Origin of the sequence: Streptococcus mitis (genome assembly GCF_946188685.1) — a bacterium.
Taxonomy (GTDB): Bacteria; Bacillota; Bacilli; order Lactobacillales; family Streptococcaceae; genus Streptococcus; species Streptococcus mitis_CC.
The window spans coordinates 137,109-159,676 of sequence record NZ_CAMHWH010000005.1 but is presented as its reverse complement, the minus strand read 5'-3'; the positions used below and the strand labels follow the sequence as shown (position 1 = coordinate 159,676).

The 22,568-nt window shown below is 40.0% G+C and carries 21 protein-coding genes and 1 pseudogene; 9 read left to right on the top strand and 13 right to left on the bottom strand.

The window, feature by feature from the left end; all coding sequences use genetic code 11:
• Positions 1–241: 241 nt before the first annotated feature.
• The 8 genes from N8N51_RS06595 to N8N51_RS06560 all read right to left on the bottom strand — a co-directional run bounded on the left by N8N51_RS06595 (position 242) and on the right by N8N51_RS06560 (position 8,206).
• Positions 242–1,291, bottom strand: a complete 1,050-nt coding sequence (locus tag N8N51_RS06595) for a DUF389 domain-containing protein (protein ID WP_261034051.1) — start codon at positions 1,289–1,291, stop codon at positions 242–244.
• The gene (locus N8N51_RS06590; protein WP_000825751.1) at positions 1,288–1,611 is read right to left on the bottom strand and encodes a potassium channel family protein; all 324 of its coding nucleotides are present in this window, start codon (positions 1,609–1,611) and stop codon (positions 1,288–1,290) included. The genes N8N51_RS06595 and N8N51_RS06590 overlap by 4 nt, the downstream gene beginning before the upstream one ends.
• Complete coding sequence (locus N8N51_RS06585) at positions 1,608–1,967, bottom strand: hypothetical protein (protein WP_000397555.1); 360 nt, start codon at positions 1,965–1,967, stop codon at positions 1,608–1,610. Before N8N51_RS06585 ends, N8N51_RS06590 begins: the two co-directional genes overlap by 4 nt.
• On the bottom strand, positions 1,892–2,194 hold the full coding sequence (locus N8N51_RS06580) for a TMEM175 family protein (RefSeq protein ID WP_080976003.1): 303 nt from the start codon (positions 2,192–2,194) through the stop codon (positions 1,892–1,894). Before N8N51_RS06580 ends, N8N51_RS06585 begins: the two co-directional genes overlap by 76 nt.
• Positions 2,195–2,911: 717 nt before the next feature.
• On the bottom strand, positions 2,912–3,961 hold the full coding sequence (locus tag N8N51_RS06575) for a TIGR00341 family protein (RefSeq protein WP_261081905.1): 1,050 nt from the start codon (positions 3,959–3,961) through the stop codon (positions 2,912–2,914).
• 290 nt (positions 3,962–4,251) lie between these two features.
• Positions 4,252–5,763, bottom strand: coding sequence for an ATP-binding cassette domain-containing protein (locus tag N8N51_RS06570; RefSeq protein WP_004242726.1), 1,512 nt, complete (start codon positions 5,761–5,763; stop codon positions 4,252–4,254).
• Between the two features lie 798 nt (positions 5,764–6,561).
• On the bottom strand, positions 6,562–7,536 hold the full coding sequence (locus N8N51_RS06565) for a sensor histidine kinase (protein WP_049516471.1): 975 nt from the start codon (positions 7,534–7,536) through the stop codon (positions 6,562–6,564).
• Positions 7,529–8,206, bottom strand: coding sequence for a response regulator transcription factor (locus N8N51_RS06560; protein ID WP_000548991.1), 678 nt, complete (start codon positions 8,204–8,206; stop codon positions 7,529–7,531). The genes N8N51_RS06565 and N8N51_RS06560 overlap by 8 nt, the downstream gene beginning before the upstream one ends.
• A 155-nt stretch (positions 8,207–8,361) precedes the next feature.
• On the opposite strand from N8N51_RS06560, the gene N8N51_RS06555 reads away from it, so the two are divergent.
• On the top strand, positions 8,362–9,435 hold the full coding sequence (locus tag N8N51_RS06555) for a DUF2974 domain-containing protein (protein WP_261103851.1): 1,074 nt from the start codon (positions 8,362–8,364) through the stop codon (positions 9,433–9,435).
• 56 nt (positions 9,436–9,491) lie between these two features.
• Here N8N51_RS06555 and N8N51_RS06550 read toward each other — a convergent pair whose 3' ends face one another.
• Together N8N51_RS06550 and N8N51_RS06545 are read right to left on the bottom strand one after the other, a co-directional pair.
• Positions 9,492–9,929 (bottom strand): Rrf2 family transcriptional regulator, encoded by a 438-nt coding sequence (locus N8N51_RS06550; protein WP_261103850.1) that lies wholly within the window; start codon positions 9,927–9,929, stop codon positions 9,492–9,494.
• A 75-nt stretch (positions 9,930–10,004) separates the two neighbouring features.
• On the bottom strand, positions 10,005–10,847 hold the full coding sequence (locus tag N8N51_RS06545; protein ID WP_261103849.1) for a metallophosphoesterase family protein: 843 nt from the start codon (positions 10,845–10,847) through the stop codon (positions 10,005–10,007).
• A 111-nt stretch (positions 10,848–10,958) separates the two neighbouring features.
• On the opposite strand from N8N51_RS06545, the gene N8N51_RS06540 reads away from it, so the two are divergent.
• The 4 genes and pseudogenes from N8N51_RS06540 to N8N51_RS06525 all read left to right on the top strand — a co-directional run bounded on the left by N8N51_RS06540 (position 10,959) and on the right by N8N51_RS06525 (position 13,403).
• Positions 10,959–11,609: a metal-dependent transcriptional regulator gene (locus N8N51_RS06540; protein WP_261103848.1), complete on the top strand. Its 651-nt coding sequence runs from the start codon at positions 10,959–10,961 to the stop codon at positions 11,607–11,609.
• Positions 11,610–11,728: 119 nt separating this feature from the next.
• Positions 11,729–12,439: a nicotinamide mononucleotide transporter gene (locus N8N51_RS06535; protein WP_050491233.1), complete on the top strand. Its 711-nt coding sequence runs from the start codon at positions 11,729–11,731 to the stop codon at positions 12,437–12,439.
• Between the two features lie 118 nt (positions 12,440–12,557).
• Positions 12,558–12,971 (top strand): annotated as a pseudogene (locus tag N8N51_RS06530) (hypothetical protein).
• Between the two features lie 18 nt (positions 12,972–12,989).
• Positions 12,990–13,403 carry a hypothetical protein gene (locus N8N51_RS06525; protein WP_261103846.1) on the top strand — a complete coding sequence of 138 codons (414 nt, stop codon included), beginning with the start codon at positions 12,990–12,992 and terminating at the stop codon, positions 13,401–13,403.
• Between the two features lie 38 nt (positions 13,404–13,441).
• On the opposite strand, the gene dtd is transcribed toward N8N51_RS06525, so the two are convergent.
• Both dtd and N8N51_RS06515 read right to left on the bottom strand, forming a co-directional pair.
• On the bottom strand, positions 13,442–13,885 hold the full coding sequence (dtd, locus tag N8N51_RS06520) for a D-aminoacyl-tRNA deacylase (RefSeq protein WP_261103845.1): 444 nt from the start codon (positions 13,883–13,885) through the stop codon (positions 13,442–13,444).
• A 29-nt stretch (positions 13,886–13,914) separates the two neighbouring features.
• The gene (locus N8N51_RS06515; RefSeq protein ID WP_261103844.1) at positions 13,915–16,137 is read right to left on the bottom strand and encodes a RelA/SpoT family protein; all 2,223 of its coding nucleotides are present in this window, start codon (positions 16,135–16,137) and stop codon (positions 13,915–13,917) included.
• Between the two features lie 327 nt (positions 16,138–16,464).
• Here N8N51_RS06515 and N8N51_RS06510 point away from each other — a divergent pair, with 327 nt between their 5' ends.
• Positions 16,465–17,922: an N-acetylmuramoyl-L-alanine amidase gene (locus tag N8N51_RS06510; RefSeq protein WP_261103843.1), complete on the top strand. Its 1,458-nt coding sequence runs from the start codon at positions 16,465–16,467 to the stop codon at positions 17,920–17,922.
• Positions 17,923–18,174: 252 nt separating this feature from the next.
• Positions 18,175–18,804, top strand: a complete 630-nt coding sequence (locus N8N51_RS06505) for an MBL fold metallo-hydrolase (protein WP_261103842.1) — start codon at positions 18,175–18,177, stop codon at positions 18,802–18,804.
• A gap of 127 nt (positions 18,805–18,931) precedes the next feature.
• Here N8N51_RS06505 and pepO read toward each other — a convergent pair whose 3' ends face one another.
• Complete coding sequence (pepO, locus tag N8N51_RS06500) at positions 18,932–20,824, bottom strand: endopeptidase PepO (protein ID WP_261103841.1); 1,893 nt, start codon at positions 20,822–20,824, stop codon at positions 18,932–18,934.
• Positions 20,825–21,000: 176 nt separating this feature from the next.
• Between pepO and N8N51_RS06495 the strand changes: the two genes are divergently transcribed.
• Both N8N51_RS06495 and N8N51_RS06490 read left to right on the top strand, forming a co-directional pair.
• Entirely contained in the window at positions 21,001–21,723 is a 723-nt protein-coding gene (locus tag N8N51_RS06495; protein WP_153210128.1) for a metal ABC transporter ATP-binding protein, read from the top strand.
• Positions 21,720–22,568 (top strand): metal ABC transporter permease, encoded by an 849-nt coding sequence (locus N8N51_RS06490; protein WP_000559787.1) that lies wholly within the window; start codon positions 21,720–21,722, stop codon positions 22,566–22,568. The genes N8N51_RS06495 and N8N51_RS06490 overlap by 4 nt, the downstream gene beginning before the upstream one ends.

Here is a 22,568-nt window from a genome sequence, read left to right as displayed (position 1 = left end):
ATCATCATAAGTTAATTTCATAATAAAAGCCCCCCAAAAGTTAGATTTTTTCTGTCTAACTTTTGGGGGGCAGTTCATATTTCAGTTGTTGCTTTTTATATTTTATTTAACCTGAGCTAGTAGTGATTGGTCAAACCACCACAAATGATATTCTCATCAACAATCCTTTCTATCCATTAACTTTTGGATATAGGATATCCTCCCAAGATTTGCTTCCATGAGTTAGATAAGTTGACTATCCTCAGTCCTTGTCTGCTTCATTTTCTTTTGCGCGATCGTTTTGTAAATCTTTTTCAGAGAGTTTTTGTTCGATATACTTGTCAATGTTTTCGTAAAATTCCTTGGTCGCCTCACTATCTAATTTTGCCGAATTATGGAATTGCTTGACTTTCAATTGAACAGATTGAATACCGTAAGAGGCTTGTTTTTGACGAATGGTTTCTAATTCTTCTTCTGAAATTGGATCTCCAACAACCGTCAAGACCAATTCATTGTCCCTTGACTTGTAGACTTGATTAATAACCGTATAATTGGCGAACTCTTTTCCTACAAACTGTTTGATCCCTTCTTTGCGCGCTTGTTCTATTGTCAGAGTAACTGCCGAATAGCTAGCTGGAAGAATCAACAATACAATCAAAGAAATCAAGCCAATTCTCATTTTAATGCTCAGCTCTTTAAATGAAGTTAAAGGAGATTTTCTCATCAAAATTCTTGTTCCAACAATGTTGGCTAGCATGATAAAGACACAGTTGATCAAGAAAAGATAGAGAGCCCCCAATAAAAATCGTACATTCCCATTAGCTAAACCATAGCCAGCAGTACAGATAGGCGGCATCAGAGCTGTAGCAATGGCTACTCCTGGCACGATATTGTTTGCTTCTTTTTTCCTTGAACCGATCACACCAGCAATCCCACCAGCAATAGCAATGAGGACATCCCAAATGGTTGGAGAGGTTCGTGCAATCAACTCGCTACTTGCATAAGACAAGGGAGAAATCCAGAAATACAGAGTCGAGACAAGCAAACTGACCAACACTTGAGTCAATAAAACCTCTAGAGATTGCTTGATTAAACGCGTATCAAAAATAGCTAAACCGAATCCCAGTCCAACAATCGGTGTCATGAGAGGTGAAATCAACATGGCTCCTATAATGACAGCTGTTGAATTCATATTTAGTCCGATAGAGGCAATAAAAATTGCACACATCAAAATCGCTGTATCTCTCAATCGAACATGAAGGTCATCGTATAATTTCTCACGGTATTCCCGTGTTGAATAATTGGCAGTCATTTGTCCTCTCCTCTTTCCTTATTTAAATTGGTATAATAATTAAAAATAACAGCTGATAAACAGCCAAAAAATATGAGCCCATAAATCGTCAAGAAGACACTGGTAATCCTTCCAATCAAGGTCACAGCTAGGAGATCCCCGTAGCCGACAGTCGTCGAAGTCACAAAAGCATACCAAAGACCGTCTCCGTAATTTGTGATAGCAGGTTCAACTAGGAAAAGCACGCCTCCTGACCCAAAAACAAAGGTCACAAAACTCAGAGCAAACCGAGTAAAACCCGTAACCTGCATAATATGCCATAACATTTTTAAACGTTTCATTTGTTCTCCTTATTCATACTAGCTCCTGACCGAGCCGTTTTTTTCCAATAATCAAAGTGAAGATAGGACATGATCTCCATCAGAGAAAGATAGACAAACTGATAGATCTGATTTAAGCTGATTATCAACTGATATTGTTTGAAAAATGACTGGAAGAAAGACCAGATATGACTGTCTTGAATCAGTCCCTTCTTAATATCAGACAGGATATTAGCTAAAGCTCCCAAGGACTGAAACGGTAAATCCTTGACATTTATATAGATCCGGTCCACCACATCATTCAGACTGGTATCTTGGATGGCATGAAATTCTCCAAAGAGAACTCCTGCCGCTCCAAGAGTAGAAACAAATTCCACCAAATAATTTCTGAGGAAATTTTCTCAACCTTTTCCCATAATGTGTTTAGTGCCATCCATAACGATCCCAACCAGAAAAAGGAAAGAAAACAAGCAAAGAAATTTTGCCGTAAATCCCAAAAAGCTTTAAGACTTGGTGTTGTTGGTTTTTCTAACTCTAAAATCAAGATGGTCATAATAATTGCTAGAACAGCATCTGTCAATACAATTAATCTGTCTTTCTTCATCGGATTGCATCCCCTTTCTTTTTTGTAACATTCTATCTTATCGCATAATATTGGATATTCTTTCATAATCCGACTACAAACAAAAATAAACCAAAAAGTCTGTCCCTATTATGCTATATTTAACTCTAGAAGTATTCATCCATCTAATTAATAAGTATATCATATTTCACAATAAATGAATACTATCAAAGATTCATCCCCTTTCACTTCATCATTTAGTGTTGCTTAGATTTATCAAAAACAACCAAATTTGTATTAATTTCAAGTATCACCTAGTTACAAAAATTTGGGGTGAACAGAAAAAGCATCCCGTATTTTTGATACGAAATGCTTTCAATAAGTTTAAATAAGTTTTAACGTTTACTAAATTGTGATGCTTTACGAGCTTTTTTCAAGCCTGGTTTGGAAAGTATGAATTTCAGTTGGACTAAAAACAGCGTAATATCAAGACTTTTCTCCGCTTTTATAAAAGCGTTTTTCCAATCAAATTCAACTAATTTTATCTAAATGGTGTGGATTTTACCCCCAAAATTACAGAGAATGGAGCTGATAAACACTAAACGTTCACACCATTAGTTAAATGATTTTTTTCATCATTTTTCTTAGATGATAGAACTTCTAATTTATTTCTTATTCAAGCAAAAACAACCTGCTATAAGTAAGAAAGAGGAAGATACAAGAAAAACACGGCGTAAAAACCGATTCAGTTCATTGTCCTCAATCCTTGTCTGCTTCATTTTCTTTTACGAGATCGTTTTGTGAATCTTTTTCAGAGAGTTTTTGATCAATATACTTGTCAATGTTTTCATAAAATTCCTTGGTCGCTTCACTATCTAATGTTGGCGAGTTCTGAACTTGATTCACTTTCAATTGAACAGATTGAATACCGTAAGAGGCTTGTTTTTGGTGGAGTGTTTCTAATTCTTCTTCTGAAATCGGATCTCCAACAACCGTCAAGACCAATTCATTGTCCCTTGACTTGTAGACTTGATTAATAACCGTATAATTGGCGAACTCTTTTCCTACAAACTGTTTGATCCCTTCTTTGCGCGCTTGTTCTATTGTCAGAGTAACTGCCGAATAGCTAGCTGGAAGAATCAACAATACAATCAAAGAAATCAAGCCAATTCTCATTTTAATATTTAGCTCTTTAAATGAACTTAAGGGAGATTTTCTCATCAAAATTCTTGTTCCAACAATATTGGTTAGCATGATAAAGACACAGTTGATCAAGAAAAGATAGAGAGCTCCAAATAAAAATCGTACATTTCCATTAGCTAAACCGTAACCTGCAGTACAGATAGGCGGCATCAAAGCTGTAGCAATGGCTACTCCTGGCACGATATTGTTTGCTTCTTTTTTCCTTGAACCGATCACACCAGCAATCCCACCAGCAATAGCAATGAGGACATCCCAAATGGTTGGAGAGGTTCGTGCAATCAACTCGCTACTTGCATAAGACAAGGGAGAAATCCAGAAATACAGAGTCGAGACAAGCAAACTGACCAACACTTGAGTCAATAAAACCTCTAGAGATTGCTTGATTAAACGCGTATCAAAAATAGCTAAACCAAACCCCAGTCCAACAATCGGTGTCATAAGAGGGGAAATCAGCATGGCTCCAATAATGACAGCTGTTGAATTCATATTTAGGCCAATAGAGGCAATAAAAATCGCACACATCAAAATCACTGTATCTCTTAATCGAACATGAAGATCATCATATAATTTCTCACGGTATTCACGTGTTGAATAGTTTCCAGTCATTGGTTACTCCTTTTATTTCATATAATTTTGTTTCTGCATGGATGATGGTAGAGAGACTTCTGTCCAGTCTTACATATTTTTCTTCTCACCTGTTATACTTTTGAAAATTATCCTCTAAGTATCCGCCAGTCCATCCTTAACATTATATCAAAAATTTTACAGTCTTTCTTCGAAGAAATCTATCAATTGAATAGATAGATGAAGCAAGAAATTTTTGTTTCCTTATCCGAAGAAGGAAAAACGGTATCTCCTGAACCTTGATACTATGCGTTTTATTCTTTATAATTTAGCTATTTCAAAATTACAAGTTCTCCATTCTTAATTTCCCAAACTTGGTCAAACTTACTTAATAATTCGTTTTGGCGATGTAAAGTAACAATGACGGCACTTGGTAGTTCCAGAACTCTTTCCAATTCCATTTTAAACTGATTAGTATCCAAGGCAGAGAAAGGTTCGTCTAGGATAAGCAATGGATTTTTACGATTTTTCTCACGATTTAAATACATTCGTTGTTGCTGACCACCTGACAGGGATTGTGGTGGAATTTTTTCAAAATCTTCTTCTCTGAATTTTTCATTGAAACTATTGAATAGCGTTACATTATTTTCATAACTCGAAATAAATGTATGTTCTTGTTGCAGAATCATACCGAATCTCCCCCAAAGATGGTCCAAAACAAGCCCATCTAGCACAATTTGTCCTTCAAAATCTTCATCTGTTCCATTTAAAATATTGAGAAGACTACTTTTTCCAGACCCATTCTTACCAATAAGCGCAATTTTATCCCCTTTTTGAATCGTAGCGGAAGTAATTATCAATTTTGATTCTCCCAGTTGTTTGGAAATGTTTTTCAAAGTAATCGTATCAAAAGAATGTTGAGGTGCTTGAACTGAAACGGGTCTCCCAACAATGTTTTGAAAACTCTTGATTACAGGCTTTACGGACTCTAACATTTGTAAATCATAAAGGATTTCCTGTATTGGTTCAGAAAAAGCATTAATATATCCGAAACTCGCCACCACCTCAGGAATACCGAGTTGCTGGTGAGATAGAGAGTAGGCTAAATAAATAAACAGAACAAGACTAATGAATTCAAAAGAAACACCTGTCAATAAGATGCCTGTAATTTTTGTCAAACCATACTTAAAATACTTATCCTGCAAATTCTTTAGAGAGCTCTTTTGTTGATTCAAAAAATGCGACATAGTTAGTTTATTTACCAAATGATGTCCCATGAGCAAATCCTCCAAAGTTCGATAGTAATCTCCTTGTTTTTTCAAGTAAACTTGTCTACGATTAGCGGTCAACTTCCCAACGATTTTAGGAATTTGAATACTAATTCCAGTGGAAAAGATTAAAATCAGTGATACAATAGGATTAATTGTTCTGCTAATAATGAAAGCGTAAATGATGATACGTAAAATTTGTTTGATAAAACTCATCAATGGAGGAAGGTAATCCTTTTCCAACGAATCTAGGTCATTAGATTGATAGGAAATATACTCTGCTACTGTTTTCTGCTTGAAATCGTGGTGACTGAGTCCCAGAAGTGAACGAAACCACTCATTTTTCAAAGTAGTCGAAAAGATAATCCCCTGCTTCCAATCAAGTATCATTTGGATATAGTTACAACTCAAATAGCCTGCCACTGACATAGAGTAACCATATAGAGCTACTTGATAATCCCCTTTGATTAATGCCTGCGTGAAATACGGTAACAAAGCTGTGCAGATATTCGATACTACACCAAAAAGAAAATTAAAGAAGAGATACCATCTAATAGTTTTAAGATATGGTAGCATATACGATACTCCTTGCTAATGCGTTTTTTTACATATCGCAGAACAATCTCTACTATTCCCTATTTCAGATAGTGCGATACTCGGACATTGAGTGCAATAATTGTAAATCACACAAGTACTGCAGTTTTTACTATCATTCAAAATATAATTTGCTATTTTGTAAAATATAGGTCTATCCCATGTTTCTTTGATAGATGTAAAATGAATATTTCCAATACTTCTATTGAAAGTAAGCTTTTTCAGTTTTTCTAACGATTTAGGCTATTTCGTGACACACCCACAATCCGTGAAAATTCTGGTTATATCAGATTATGTGATTTTCGTAAGAATTTTATATTGTCTCCAATCATGGCAGTCTCCTTTTACTTGATAAAACTATTATAACATTTAGAAATTAAAAACTGGTTCAAAATCAATAGAATGTGTGTATTCGATACATTCAATAAATTCTTGGAAACAGTTCTACACCAGTTACACAAATCTATATACACCTATCTCATTCAAAATAAAAAGAAAGCTGTAGTTCTTTTAATCCTGTATCAACGATTCATTCTGAAATCGAATAGGAGACATTTCCCAAGTCTACAATTCACTTCATCTCAAATTAATTTTTGTAATTCACCCTTAGTTTATAGATTTTATACTCAACAAAAGTATAAAGCATACAAAACTTCACTTTGAACCAGTATTTATACTATATCCCGTATCAAGAACTCTATTATTATTTTTCTAAAATACAATTTTCAAATATCCTGAAATATAGGAAAAAGAGATTGTGTAAAAACTCATTGTCTCTTCTCACTCAAGGACTAACTTTACTTGAGCAAACTGAATCCGCACTATCGTTCCTTTTCCAACCTCAGACTCGATACGAATCTGGTGCCCCAGTTCTTCAGAAATTTTCTTAGATAGATAGAGGCCAAGTCCAGATGACTGCTGAGTTAGGCGTCCATTATATCCTGAGAAGCCACGTTCAAAGACTCGGAGGACATCACTGTTTTTTATCCCGATTCCCGTATCCTTGATACAAAGCTCTTGCCCCTCCATATAAATCTCCAGACCACCTTCCTTGGTGTACTTGAGACTGTTTGAGATGATTTGCTCAATAACCACTAGCAGCCACTTTTTATCCGTCACGATTTCTTTATCAAGGTCATGTAGATTGACATTTAAGCCTTTTTGAATAAAGAAAAGAGCATATTTACGAATTATTTCCTTGACCAAGTCCTCAATTTGAACTTGCTTTAAGACCAAATCATCATGGAAACTTTCTAAACGCAGATACTGTAAAACTAGATTGGTATAGGAATCAATCTTGAAAATTTCCTGTTCTAATTGCTGCTTCAGTTGGCGGTCGACCACTTCTGCAACTAAGAGTTGACTGGCTGCAATGGGGGTCTTAATCTGATGGACCCACAAGGTATAGTAATCCAGCAAATCCGTCAGTTTTCTTTCTGAATCTGACCTCTGCTGATAGAGTTCCATCTCACGCGCCTCTAATTTTTCAGCCAAGGCTATTTCCAATGGAGATTTGGCTTCCCTCTCCCCATAGAGAATTTCCTGACGATAGACCTGCATCTCCGCCAATATATCCCAAGTGAAAAATAAGATGGTTACAAAGCAACACAGCAGGAAAAAGTAGAGAAAGTAAATTCCCAAACTGGCAAATAAAAACTGAAAGAGTAAGAGCAGAAACGTCAAAGAAATCAGATAGACAAACAGACGACTACGGGAACGCAGATAGGCTAGAAAAAATTGTTTCCAATCAAGCATGCTTTAATCCGTACCCTATCCCTTTCTTGGTCTCGATAAATCCTACCAAGCCCTGCTCTTCCAACTTTTTACGCAATCGAGCCACATTGACAGAGAGGGTATTATCATCAATGAAAAAGTCACTGTTCCAAAGTTCCCGCATAAGGTCATCACGTGCTACGATGTTGCCTGCATGCTCAAATAAAACGCGTAAAATCTGGAATTCGTTCTTGGTCAAATTCAAGACTTGCCCTTGATAATGTAAATCCATTGATTTGGTATTGAGGATAACACCAGCATATTCCAGTAAACTCTCGTCACGCCCAAACTCATAGGAACGACGCAACAAGCCCTGAACCTTGGCTAAAAGAACCTGCTGGTCAAAAGGCTTGGTCACAAAGTCATCCGCCCCCATATTAATCGCCATGACGATATCCATAGCCTGGTCTCTGGAAGACAGAAACATAATCGGCACCTTGGAAATCTTGCGAATCTCCTGACACCAGTGATAGCCGTTAAACAAGGGCAAGCCAATATCCATGAGGACCAAATGAGGTTCCGACTGGACAAAAAGACTCAAAACTTCCATAAAGTCTTCTACCAAAACCACTTCAAATCCCCATTCAGAGAGCATTTTCCCGACCTGTTGACGAATAACCTGATCATCTTCTACTAGTAAAATCTTGTGCATGCGCTCCTCCTTTTCTATTATTATAACAGATTTTTCCATGCTAGAAGGACTAAAATTGATTTTGACATAGCTTGTTTTTAGCCAACAAAGTGAAATAATCCTACTAGCTAATTTGAGGGAAATTTGATAAGATAAATAAAAAGAAAGGAGCTCTTATGGCCAATATTTTTGACTATCTGAAAGATGTCGCATACGATTCCTTTTATGACCTTCATTTGAATGAATTAGACATTCTAGCCTTAACAGAAACTACTTACCTACCCTTTGATAATCTGGTATCAACAAGTCCTCAGCGACTTTTAGACCTGGCACCTCAGGTTCCAAGGGATCCTAACATGTTGACCAGCAAAAATCGCCTCCAGCTATTAGATGAACTAGCTCAACACAAGCGCTTCAAAAATTGCAAACTCTCCCATTTTATCAATGACATTGATCCTGAACTGCAAAAGCAATTTGCTGCTATGACCTACCGCCTCACTCTCGATACCTATCTGATTGTTTTTCGAGGTACAGATGACAGTATCATTGGCTGGAAGGAAGATTTCCACCTGACCTATATGAAGGAAATTCCTGCTCAAAAGCACGCCCTTCGCTATTTAAAGAACTTTTTTGCCCGCCATCCTAAGCAAAAGGTTATTCTGGCTGGGCATTCCAAGGGAGGAAATTTAGCCATCTATGCTGCTAGTCAAATTGAGCAAAGCTTGCAAAATCAAATCACAGCAGTTTATACCTTTGATGCGCCTGGTCTCCATAAAGAACTGACACAAACCGAGGGCTATCAAAGGATAATGCATAGAAGCAAGGTCTTCATCCCACAAGGGTCCATTATCGGTATGATGATGGAAATCCCTAACCACCAAATCATCGTGCACAGTACTGCCTTAGGTGGTATCGCCCAGCACGACACCTTTAGTTGGCAGATTGAGGACAAGCACTTCGTCCAACTGGATAAAATCAACAGTGATAGTCAACAAGTTGACACAACCTTCAAAGAATGGGTGGCAACAGTCCCTGACGAGGAGCTTCAGCTCTACTTCGACCTCTTCTTTGGCACCATTCTAGATGCTGGGATTAGCTCCATCAATGACCTGTCATCCTTAAAGGCGCTTGAACACATTCATCATCTCTTTGTCCAAGCGCAATCCCTCACCCAAGAAGAAAGGGAAACCATGGGACGCCTTACCCAATTATTGATTGATACCCGTTACCAAGCATGGAAAAATAGATAAAAAGCTTATGATAAGGTTTTTGCCTTTTCATAAGCTTTTTTGCTTTAAAGAAGAATTCAATCCTTCATTTGACTCTCTGCATCAGCCACGACTTGTTCTAGACTGGTCTGACCAAGTTCAGCCTCCATAGCAAACTGGATTCTCTCCAATTTTTGATCCAAAACATCATGAATATGAGCTCCAACTGGGCAATTTGGATTTGGATTGTCATGAAAACTGAAGAGTTGACCAGTCTTACCAAGACACTCAACCGCTTGATAAACATCTAATAGACTAATGTCTTTGAGATCCTTGACAATCTCTGTACCACCTGTTCCGCGCGCGACTGAAATCAGCTCTGCCTTCTTCAACTGGGACAAGGTTTTTCTGATAATGACAGGATTGACCCCGACACTAGCAGCCAGAAAATCACTGGTCACCTTGCTTTCCTTCCCCTTGAGGGCAATGATTATCAGCATATGAGTCGCAATGGTAAATCTACTTGGAATTTGCATCCTCTTCTCCTTTTTACGAGGCTACCCTGCCTCTACTCTTCTTTTTCTTTTATTATACCCTTTTTAGTTGTAATGTCAATCGTTACCACTTTTCAACCAAGCATCTAATTCCCTATCATAACCCTCTTTCTGGGCTAATTTTCTCAAAAATTCCTGATGATGAGTATGGTGGATACCATTGACCAGACTTTCATAATAAACCTCAAAATAGGGAAGTTTGAGGTCTTTAGCTAGCTGCAATTCAGCTGCCACATCGTAGTCCACCCGTCGGAAGTCCATATCTACCAAGCCCTTGTCATCAAACTCCAAAATCATATACTGGGCCCGTAAGTCCTTCCGCAACTGGGCATCTAGAAAGAAAGGTTGCCCAATCGAACCTGGATTGACAATCAATTGCCCACCAGTCCCGTAACGAAGCAACTGCTGGTGGATATGACCATAAACGGCTATATCGCAGGACGGATTAGTCACCAAGCGGTCAAAATCCTCTTGTTCTCCAGTATGAATCAACTCTCGCCCCCAATTCTTATCAGGAAGATGGTGGCTAATTCCCACCGTCAAATCACCAAACTGACGATGAATCTGGAGTGGTTGATTGTGGAGCAGTTCAATTTCTTCTAGGGAAATTTCCTCTAAAACATACTGGCACTGGCGCAAGAGATAGCGTTGACTGGGGCGAGTACTATCCAATTCCTTACGGACACCATGCCAAAGACTGTCTTCCCAGTTTCCCAAAACTCTAGACGTAATCGGTAGTTGAGCCAACAAGTCCAAAATCCTTCTACGCCCTGTCCCTGGCATGAGAATGTCTCCCAAAAGCCAGTATTCATCCACTCCTAGCTGCCGAGCATCTGCCAAAACAGCCTCCAAGGCGGTGGTATTTCCATGAATATCTGAAAGAAGAGCTATTTTCGTCATATCCATCTCCTCGTTTTTTCTCTTGCAATAAGTATAACATAAAAAGTCACAGCTAGAGAAATCTAGCTTTTTTTGATATACTAGATAAAGATATTAGACAAGAGGAAACGAATGACCCCGAATAAAGAAGACTATCTAAAGTGTATTTATGAAATTGGCATAGACCTGCATAAAATTACCAATAAGGAAATTGCTGCCCGCATGCAAGTCTCTCCCCCTGCCGTAACTGAAATGATTAAACGGATGAAAAGTGAAAATCTCATCCTCAAGGACAAGGAATGTGGCTATCTACTGACTGATCTCGGACTCAAACTGGTCTCTGAGCTCTATCGTAAGCATCGCTTGATTGAAGTTTTTCTAGTCCATCATTTAGACTATACAAGTGACCAGATTCACGAGGAAGCTGAGGTCTTGGAACATACTGTCTCTGACCTGTTCGTGGAAAGACTGGATAAACTACTAGGATTTCCCAAGACCTGCCCCCACGGAGGAACCATTCCTGCCAAGGGAGAACTCCTAGTTGAAATCAATAACCTGCCACTAGCTGATATCAAGGAAGCTGGCTCCTATCGCCTAACTCGGGTGCACGATAGTTTTGACATTCTCAGTTATCTGGACAAGCACTCACTTCACATCGGTGACCAGCTCCAAGTCCAGCAGTTTGATGGCTTCAGCAACACCTTTACTATCCTCAGTAAAAACGAGGATTTACAAGTGAATATGGACATTGCAAAACAACTCTATGTCGAGAAAATCAACTAATTTCTTAAGTCCCCTACCAACCCTGAAAGTTTTATTTTCAGGGTTTTATTTCTATCATTTGATTTTACTTTCATTTAGTTGTAGAATGTTTGTAAAAAACAAGAAAGATAGTTTAACCTATGAAAAAATCACTAAAAATTTTTGCTACATCTAAATGGTTTGACCTCTTTGGAGTTGCTCTGGTCGTTGGGATTGCAATTGCATCTGGTTACCTCAACTCCCGTCTCGACAAATTCGTAGACTGGGGCCCATGGACAGCTCTTGTTCCCTTTGGATTGATTTCCGTAACCAACGTTGGGATTTCCATGTTATCCACTCGTTTCACGGGGAAATTAAGCAAATGGGGAAATTACTTTGGTATTGTTAATACCATTTTGTCCGGTGCTATTGATTATATCCTTGGAAATAAGGCGGCCATCATTACCTATCCCGTCACCTTCCTCATTTATACCTTTGCTATTAAGAAATGGGAAGCTTCGCAAGAAGGCAGACCCAACCAAATGAGCCAAAAACAGCTAAAATTGGCGGCCATCATCATTTCCATCATCGCCTTCCTCTTTGCCTTTGTGACAAACTATATCGGCTATGGAGGAAAGATGAATCTCCTTGCCTATGTAACAACCATTGCCTTTGCACTCTCACTCATTGCCAATGCTTTTAACGCATTGAAACTAACAACTCAGTGGGGCTTTTGGTTGATTTACAATTTCGTTCAGCTGACAAAAGCTGGTATTCAAGGAAATTTTGCCAATATCGGAAAATACATCTTTTATATCCTCAATGCAATCGGAGCTTTATTTGTCTGGAATGATGAAGAGGTGGAACAATAAGAGGGAAATCAAATAAAGAAATCTAACAGAATCTCCTTACTAAAATTTTTATCATTTTAGTTGTAACTCCCATTCTTTTGGAGTAGAATGAAAATAGATAAAAGAGGGAGGTCTTGTCATGAAAAATCTCTTTAGAATCCATTTTACAGCAATTGCAGTCATTGATTTGCTACTACTTGTATTTTTTAGTACTAGACCCGAGACATCTTTGGAGTGGCTCTTGCTATCTGGTTTTATTTTCCTCCTTACTCAAGGACTCCTGTTATTTCGCTTGGTTGTCCGACTCAAACATCAATTCGCTGAGATTTATCCTCAAATCAATAAAAAGATTCGCTTCTACTATTTAGGGGTTCTCTCCATTGATTTTCTATTTTTTGTCCTCTTAGCCTTCATTAGTTCTCAGCGTTTTTAATCTCTTATGTCAATCATCACTGCTTGCCATTCTACTTTTTATTATAGGACAGCGGACTACCTAAGAAACAACTATCCAGACTTTTATGACAAACGCATTTCTTTATGGAAGTGTCTCTAAGGAGAAGGAGGTTCTAGCATGAAAAAAATCATCTTCATCAAAAGCATTCAACTCCTTGTCATTGATGGAATCATGCTGGCATTTTTGACATTTAAAGAGGGGCTTACTTGGGACTGGATTTTGATTTATAGTGGTTGGCTCATTTTCTTTCATCCTGTGCTATTGACCTATCTTTCTAACCAACTTTGTGACCACTTTAGTCACCTCTATTCCCAGATTAGACCAAGATTCTGGCGTTTTACCTTACAAATCCTCCTATGGGATAGCCTGATAATTCTCTCCTTGCTGTTTTTAAGGGGTATCCCACTTTTCCTTCAGGGAACTCTCCTCATCCTAGGACATCTCGTCCCTTCCTATCGCATCTGCCTAAGCCTGAAAAGAGATTTCCCCAAGGCCTATCAGGAACAGATTGCATTTTGGAGTATTTTATGATAGATAAGAAAAACCAAGCCGGCTGGGCTTGGTTTTTCTTATCTATTTTTAGTATCAAGGATAATGGTAACTGGACCGTCATTGACCAGCTCAACCTGCATATCCGCTCCAAAGATACCTGTCTGAACGGGAACTTCTTCCGCTAATTTTTGATTGAATGCATCATAGAAATCTGATGCCATATCAGGCTTGGCTGCGCCTGTGAAGGCTGGACGATTGCCTTTCTTGGTGTCCGCAAAGAGGGTAAACTGAGAAATAGAGAGGATTTCTCCTTCAATATCTTTGACAGACAGGTTCATCTTGCCTTCTGCGTCTGAAAAAATCCGCATATTGACAAGTTTTCTCACAGCATAGTCCAAATCTTCCTCTTGGTCCTCTGGTCCAACACCAACCAGCAATAAGAGTCCCTGATTGATTTTCCCCTGCACCTGACCTTCGATACTGACTTGGGCTTTTTTAACCCGTTGGATAATGATTTTCATAATAGCCTTTCTAGTAAGAGCTAGGACAATTAGCCGTTGGTCCGTTTGACAGAATAGACTTCTGGCACACTTTTAATCTTGTCCACGACCGTAGTCAGTGTAGAGAGGTTGGCAATACCGAAGGACACATGGATATTGGCAAATTTCATATCCTTGGTTGGTTGGGCGTTGACTGTCGAGATATTCTTGGTTGTGTTTGAGAGAACTTGTAGTACATCGTTCAACAGTCCTGTACGGTTGAGGCCGTAGATGTCGATATGGGCCATATACTCCTTATTTGAGCTAGAGTACTGGTCTTCCCACTCCACATCAAGAAGGCGTTGCTCGTAGTTTTCTTGGGCCCGTAAGTTCATACAGTCCACACGGTGAATAGCTACACCACGACCCTTGGTAATGTAGCCGACAATATCGTCACCAGGAACAGGATTACAACACTTGGCAATCCGCACTAGGAGACCTGAGGCACCTTCAATGACCACTCCACCCTCATGCTTAACCTTGAGGGTTTCTTTGTTTTCAACCTTGATCTCGCCACCTTTGACAAGCTCTTCTGCTTCCGCCTTGGCCTTGGCACGTTCTTCCTCACGACGTTCCTTTTCAGTCAGACGGTTAAAGACAGTAATAGCACCGATTTCGCCAAAACCAATAGCCGCAAAGAGGGATTCTTCTGTCTTGTAGCTGGTCTTTTGCAGAACTTGGTCCATATGACGCTTGTCCATAAATTTATTGGCCACATAGCCATTTTCTTGGAACTGGGCCATCAACATCTCACGACCCTTGTTGACAGACAATTCCTTATCTTGGTTTTTAAAAAACTGACGAATCTTGTTACGCGCCTTGCTGGTCTTGACCATGTTGAGCCAGTCACGGCTCGGCCCAAAGGAGTTCGGGTTGGTAACAATTTCAACCTGATCCCCTGTCTTGAGCTTGGTTGTCAGCGGAACCATACGGCCATTGACCTTGGCACCTGTCGCTTTTTCACCGACTTTTGTATGGATTTCGTAGGCAAAGTCAATCGGTCCTGAATCTTTGGGAAGGGAACGGACGGCACCATCTGGGGTAAAGACATAAATCTCCTCAGCCAGATAGTTTTCCTTCACAGAGTCCACAAATTCCTTGGCATCATCAGCCTGGTCTTGGAGCTCCATCATCTCCTTGATCCAGTTCATCCCAATAGCTGATTCCTTGCTGTTGACCTGCCCCTTAATGCCTTTCTTATAAGCCCAGTGAGCCGCAACCCCGTACTCAGCCACCTCGTGCATTTCTTTGGTCCGAATCTGGAATTCAATCGGCCCTTTTGGTCCATAAACAGTCGTATGGATAGACTGATAACCATTGGCCTTGCGGTTAGCGATATAGTCTTTGAAACGACCTGGCATTGGTTTCCAAAGTTCATGCACATAACCAAGCATGGCATAAACATCACTTTGGGTATCTAAAATACAGCGAATGGCAATCAGGTCATAGATTTCCTCAAACCGTTTTCTCTTATCCTGCATTTTGCGGAAAATCGAGTAAATATGCTTGGGACGACCGTAAATCTTCCCTTTCAAGTGACGATCCGTCGTATAGTCTTCTAGTTTCGTAACTACCTCATCCACCAAGGCTTCACGCTCTCTGCGCTTTTCCTTCATCATATGGGTGATCTTGTAAAACTCCGTTGGATTAAGATAACGGAAAGATAGGTCTTCCAATTCCCATTTAACGCTAGAAATCCCCAAACGGTGAGCAAGTGGGGCATAGATTTCCATGGTTTCTTTGGAAATACGCTCCTGCTTATCTTTTCGAAGATGTTTCAGAGTTCGCATATTGTGCAAGCGGTCAGACAGTTTAACCAAGATAACGCGGATGTCCTCAGACATGGCCATGAGCATCTTGCGATGATTTTCTGCCAACTGCTCTTCGTGAGACTTGTATTTGACCTTACCAAGCTTGGTAACCCCATCTACGATTACCCGCACATCAGGACCAAACTCTCTTTCCAAATCGTCCAAGGTCGCATCAGTATCTTCCACCACATCATGCAAGAAACCACAAGCTACCGTTACAGCATCCAACTTGAGCTTAGCTAAAATACCTGCCACTTGAATGGGGTGAATGATATAAGGCTCACCTGATTTACGATATTGACCACTATGGCATTCAACGGCGTAAACCAAGGCCTTATGGACAAAAGCCACATCCTCTTCCGATAAATATTTCTGTGTTAAAGCGACAACTTCATCGCCTGTTAAATTCTCTTCTTTTGGCATCTCTACTCTCCAATTCTTCCTACCATTTTATCACTTTTTTAAGAATATGAAAACTAGAAAAAGAGGATTCTAAAGCTTATTTAATTTGTTGGGAAGGAGAATAAAATAAGATTCACACTAAAAAATAATATAATTATCTGATTTTCATCTATCTTTTTTGATATAGGCTAAGATAAAAGTTAGTGAAACGAAAATACATTCCTCTTTTTCAATAAGAAAATGTTTGATATTTTGGTAATTTTCTAACTTTTTTAGTGTATAATGGTAATATGAACAGTTTTTTTACGATAATTACTGAATTTTCATCTCTCTAGAAAGGCAAACAACATGAAATCACACAAAAGACTGACACTTTTAGCCTTGGCTGTTCTTGGCTTATCGAGCCAAGTCGTTTTAGCTGACGATACGAGTCATTCCACTACTGCCCCTATGACTAGTTCAACTAGTAGCTCAATAAACACTTCCACTAGTCATTCTACTAATAGTTCTACAAATACTTCTGCTAGTAGTTCTCAAACTAGTAGAGAAACTTCGTCAAGTAAAGCTAGTTCGAGTGAGCAAGAAAGCAAACCTTCTCTTTCCACAGAAACCAAACCCAATCAACCTATACAAACTGGCTGGGTAAAAGAGGGGAACAAGTGGACTTTTTATAGTCAAACTGGGGTCAAATTTACAGATACCCTCTATGATGGTTATTTCTTTGATAGTCATGGCTACTTGCTTGAAAACAGCTGGTACCAAATGGGAAATAATTGGTACTATATCAATGGTTCAGGTAAATATTTATCCAACCAATGGAGCCAAATCAATGGCAAGTGGTATGCTTTTGATGGCTACGGTAGAATGTTGGCCAATGTCTGGAAAGGCGATTACTACCTCAAATCCAGTGGTGCTATGGCAGATAAGGAATGGGTCTACGACCAAAGCTACTCTAGTTGGTTTTACCTCAAATCTGGCGGACGTTATGCCCAAAAACAATGGATTGGTTCCTACTACCTCAAATCTGGTGGCTACATGGCCCACAAGGAATGGATTTATGACCCAGACTATCAAGCTTGGTACTATCTTAAGGACGATGGTGTGTATGTTACAGGAACCTATGCTGTGGATGGTAAAAATCAGCTCTTCCAAGGGAATGGAAAATGGGTTCGTGAATTAGCACAAGGTTTTCAAAAAGGACATTACTCTAAAACTATCTTTCTCGATCCAGGACACGGTGGTAAGGACCGCGGGGCTTATTACTATGGCATAGCTGAGAAAGAATTGAACCTACAAGTTTATCGTAAGCTACGTAAGAGATTAGAAGGGCTCGGCTACACCGTTCTCACCTCTCGGGACAGTGATATAGACGTTGATTTCATTACCGAGCGTTCTCGTATGGTCAACAAGACCAATGCTGACTTTTTCATCAGCCTTCATTTCAATGCAAAAGGGAATGATACAACCGTTAATCTTGGTATCCAGACCTATTCTTACAAGGATGAACCTGGTTTCCCTAGCAAGATTAACAAGGATTGGCACAACAATCCTGAACGAATGAGTGAAAGTAATCGTCTCGCAGCCGATATCCATTCTTCACTGCTAGCTGAAACTGGAGCTAGGGATGCTGGGCTCTTGCAAGCAACCTTTGCTGTTCTCCGTGAAACAGCTAAACCAGCTGTTTTGTTGGAGATGGGATATATGGATAATCCGGAAGAAAACCAAAAAATCCGCAGCAGTGACTACCAAGATAAACTAGTTGAAGGGATTGTCAAGGGAATCCAAAAATATTATGCTGGAAATTAAAGCAGTCTAAGCCTCGAACTAACTCGAGGCTTATTTTTTATCCAAACCATCTTCTTTCTAGACCTATTTCCTTTTCCAGCTTATTCTCCCCAACTGTGCTATACTTAATTTATACTCAATGAAAATCAAAGAGCAAACTAGGAAACTAGCCGCAGGTTGCTCAAAGCACTGCTTTGAGGTTGCAGATAAAGTTGACGCGGTTTGAAGAAATTTTCGAAGAGTATTAGTACATTCTTTGAGATTGGAGCTAATATGAAAATCCATAAAACCGTGAATCCTGTTGCCTATGAAAACACCTATTACCTGGAGGGTGAAAAACACCTCATCGTCGTCGATCCTGGCAGCCATTGGGAAGCTATTCGTCAGACAATAGAGAACATCAACAAACCTATCTGCGCTATTCTATTGACCCACGCCCATTATGACCATATCATGAGTCTGGACTTGGTTCGCGAGACTTTTGGCAATCCTCCTGTCTATATCGCAGAGAGTGAAGCCAGCTGGCTCTATACTCCTGTCGATAATCTCTCTGGGCTTCCTCGCCACGATGATATGGCAGATGTGGTCGCAAAACCTGCAGAACACACTTTTATCTTTCACGAAGAATACCAACTAGAGGAATTTCGTTTCACTGTCTTACCAACACCAGGACATTCTATCGGTGGTGTTTCCCTAGTATTTCCTGATGCTCACCTAGTCTTGACAGGTGATGCCCTATTCCGTGAAACTATAGGACGAACAGATCTTCCAACTGGTAGTACGGAGCAACTTCTCCATAGTATCCAGACCCAACTCTTCACCCTACCAAACTACGATGTCTATCCAGGACATGGTCCAGCTACGACCATCGCCCATGAAAAGACCTTCAATCCTTTTTTCTAACAAGATAGTGACAATGACTATCCCATTTTAAGTACATTATCCAGTATTCTTTCCACAATAAAAGGCATCCTATCAAGGTTTTCACACCTGATTGGATGCCTTTTTTCTGATGACTAGATTTTTGGCATTACCAAATAATCACACGGTCTTCTGGTGAACGCCACATGCCGTCACCTTCTTTGACATCATAGGTTGTAAAGAAATCATCGAAGTTTGGTACTTGTACATTGACACGGAGTTTGGCTGGCGCGTGCACATCAACGCTAGCCAAAAGTTTCATAAATTCTGGACGACCTTTCATGCGCCAGATGCGACCGAAGTTGTAGAAGAATTCTTCTGCCGAGAAATCTGGTTCTCTCTTGGCAGCTTCAAGCGCTGCAGCGATTCCTCCCAAGTCAGCCACGTTTTCTGATACAGTCAATTTACCGTTGATGGTTGCTCCATAAGAATCTTGTCCATCAAATTGGTCAATAACTTTTTGTGTTTTCTCCTTAAAGGCAGCATAGTCGCTCTCTGTCCACCAATCTTTGAGGCTACCATTTTCATCAAAGGAAGCTCCGTTGGTATCAAAGGCGTGGGAAATTTCATGAGCAATAACTGCCCCAATACCCCCGTAGTTAGCAGAAGATGACTGATGCAAGTCATAGAAAGGCGCCTGTAAAATAGCTGCTGGGAAGACAATCAGGTTCTTCTGTGGATTGTAGTAGGCATTGACCATATGAGCAGGCATGCCCCACTCCTTGTAATCTACAGGCTGGTTCCACTTGCTCCAACTGTGCTTGATTTCCACACGCGCAAAGGCTAGAGCATTGTCAAAAAGACTAGCAGTCTCATCCACTACCTTGTCCTTGTATCGTGCTGGCAATTCTTCTGGGTAACCGATGTAAGGCTTGATAACATTAAGTTTGACGATGGCCTTATCACGAGTTTCAGGAGTCAGCCAGTCATTTTTAGCCAAGCGTTCCTTATAGACATCAATCATAGTTGCTACTTTTTTCTCCACGTCCGCCTTAGCTTCGGGAGAGAATTTTTCATGGGCATACCAGAGACCCAAGGCTTGTTTGAAAGGACCTTGTGCTAGCTGGTAGGCTGCCTTGACCTTGTCTTTGGCTTCTGGAACTCCTGAAAGCGCACGGCTGTAAGCACCTGACAAGACACGGATTTCTTCTGTTAAATAGCTGGTTGAAAGATTAACAACACTTAAAATTAAGGTTGCCTTGAGGAGAGGCCAAGATTCTTCACTATAGAATTGATCTGCTGCTTGCCAGAAACGTTCCTCGTCTACGATAACCTTGTCTGGCACTTGTCCAAGAACGGCTTGGAAGAAGCCATCCAAAGGTAGGGCAGGCGCGAATTTTTTGAAATCTTCATAAGAATATGGATGGTAGAGTTTAGCATATTCTGAACTTTCTTCATTAGAAAGCACCACTGCCGCAACTCGACGGTCCAATTCAAGTCTTTTCTCTAGCAAGTCTTCAATTTCTTCATCAGAGAAATCATAAGCCTTGAGGAGATTTGCGCTAGATTCTTTCCAAAGAGTCAAGAGTTCCTCACGCTGAGGATGGTCTTCAGCATAGTAAGTCGTATCTGGCAAAATCGTGCTTGGAGCGCTAGCCCATAGAACGTTAATTCTGGCATCCATAAAGTCTGGCGATACACCAAAAGGAAGGAAATTAGGTTTTCCAGCAAGTTCAAACTCTGCTAGTTTGGCAGTGAAATCTGCAAAAGTCTCCAATGCTTGGAATTCTTTAAGAAGAGGCAAAACAGGTGTGATACCGTCAGCTTCTCTCTTGTCAAAATCACGAACTAGGCGGTGGTATTTGACAAAGTTTGCCAAGATAGCATCCTCAGGCACCTCTTCTCCTGCCAACCACTTGTCTGTTGTCGCCAGCATCAGGTCTTCAATTTCCTGATCTAAATCAACAAAACCTCCCGTTTGAGACTTATCTGCTGGGATTTCAGCTGTCTGTTGCCATTCTCCATTGATTGCATCATAAAAATCATCTTGATAACGTGTCATCGTGTTCTCGCTTTCATTTGTACTTGTTTTTAGCTTAACAAAAATTAACTGGGAATGCAATTAAAAATGAACTTTCTCTTTCCATCATTTTTCAGTTATTATTTTAATTTTTTAAAAATTAACTTGACTTAATTTTTTTTTTAATGTATATTAAGAGGCAGGAGGAATATAAGTTTATGATACGTATCGAAAACCTCAGTGTCTCCTACAAAGAAACGTTGGCACTTAAGGATATTTCACTAGTGCTCCAAGGACCAACAATTACCGGTATCATTGGTCCAAACGGTGCTGGGAAATCAACATTATTAAAAGGGATGCTGGGAATTATCCCACATCAAGGTCAGGCATTTCTCGATGACAAGGAAGTTAAAAAATCCTTACACCGAATCGCCTATGTCGAACAAAAAATCAATATCGACTACAACTTTCCCATCAAGGTCAAGGAATGTGTCTCTCTAGGACTCTTTCCCTCTATCCCTCTCTTTCGAAGTTTAAACGCTAAACATTGGAAGAAAGTGCAAGAAGCCCTTGAAATCGTCGGGCTAGCTGACTACGCAGAACGGCAAATCAGTCAACTGTCTGGAGGTCAATTCCAGCGGGTCTTGATTGCCAGATGTTTGGTGCAGGAAGCCGACTATATCCTCTTGGATGAACCCTTTGTTGGGATTGACTCTGTTAGTGAGGAAATCATCATGAATACGCTGAGAGATCTGAAAAAAGCTGGGAAGACGGTTCTCATCGTCCACCACGACCTCAGCAAGGTTGCCCACTACTTCGATCAAGTCTTGCTTGTCAATCGAGAAGTGATTGCCTTTGGTCCAACCAAAGAAACCTTTACCGAAGCCAATCTCAAAGAAGCTTACGGTAATCGACTCTTTTTCAATGGAGGTGACCTATGATTGCAGAATTTATCGATGGATTGCAAAAATTCCATTTCTTACAAAATGCCTTGATAACAGCCATTGTCGTCGGGGTCGTAGCTGGAGCTGTAGGATGTTTCATCATCCTACGCGGGATGTCACTCATGGGAGATGCCATTTCACATGCTGTCTTACCAGGTGTAGCCCTCTCCTTCATCTTGGGCCTTGACTTCTTTATCGGAGCCATTGTCTTTGGATTGCTAGCTGCTATCATCATTACCTACATCAAGGGGAACTCGATTATCAAAAGCGATACCGCCATCGGCATTACCTTTTCTTCTTTCTTAGCCCTCGGTATCATCTTGATTAGTGTCGCTAAAAGTTCAACTGACCTTTTCCATATTCTTTTCGGAAATATCCTGGCCGTCCAAGATACGGATATGTTTATTACTATGGGTGTTGGTGCAGTCATTCTCTTGTTAATCTGGATTTTCTTCAAGCAACTCTTGATAACTTCCTTTGATGAACTCTTGGCCAAAGCCATGGGAATGCCTGTCAATTTCTATCACTACCTTCTCATGGTACTCTTGACTCTCGTGTCTGTGACAGCCATGCAAAGTGTCGGAACTATCCTGATTGTAGCCATGCTGATTACCCCAGCTGCAACTGCTTATCTGTATGCTAATAGCCTGAAAAGCATGATTTTCCTTTCCTCAACCTTTGGAGCTACTGCTTCAGTTTTGGGACTCTTTATCGGTTATAGCTTTAACGTTGCGGCAGGTTCTAGTATCGTGCTCACAGCTGCTAGTTTCTTTCTCATTAGCTTCTTTATCGCTCCAAAACAACGATATTTGAAACTGAAAAATAAACATTTGTTAAAATAA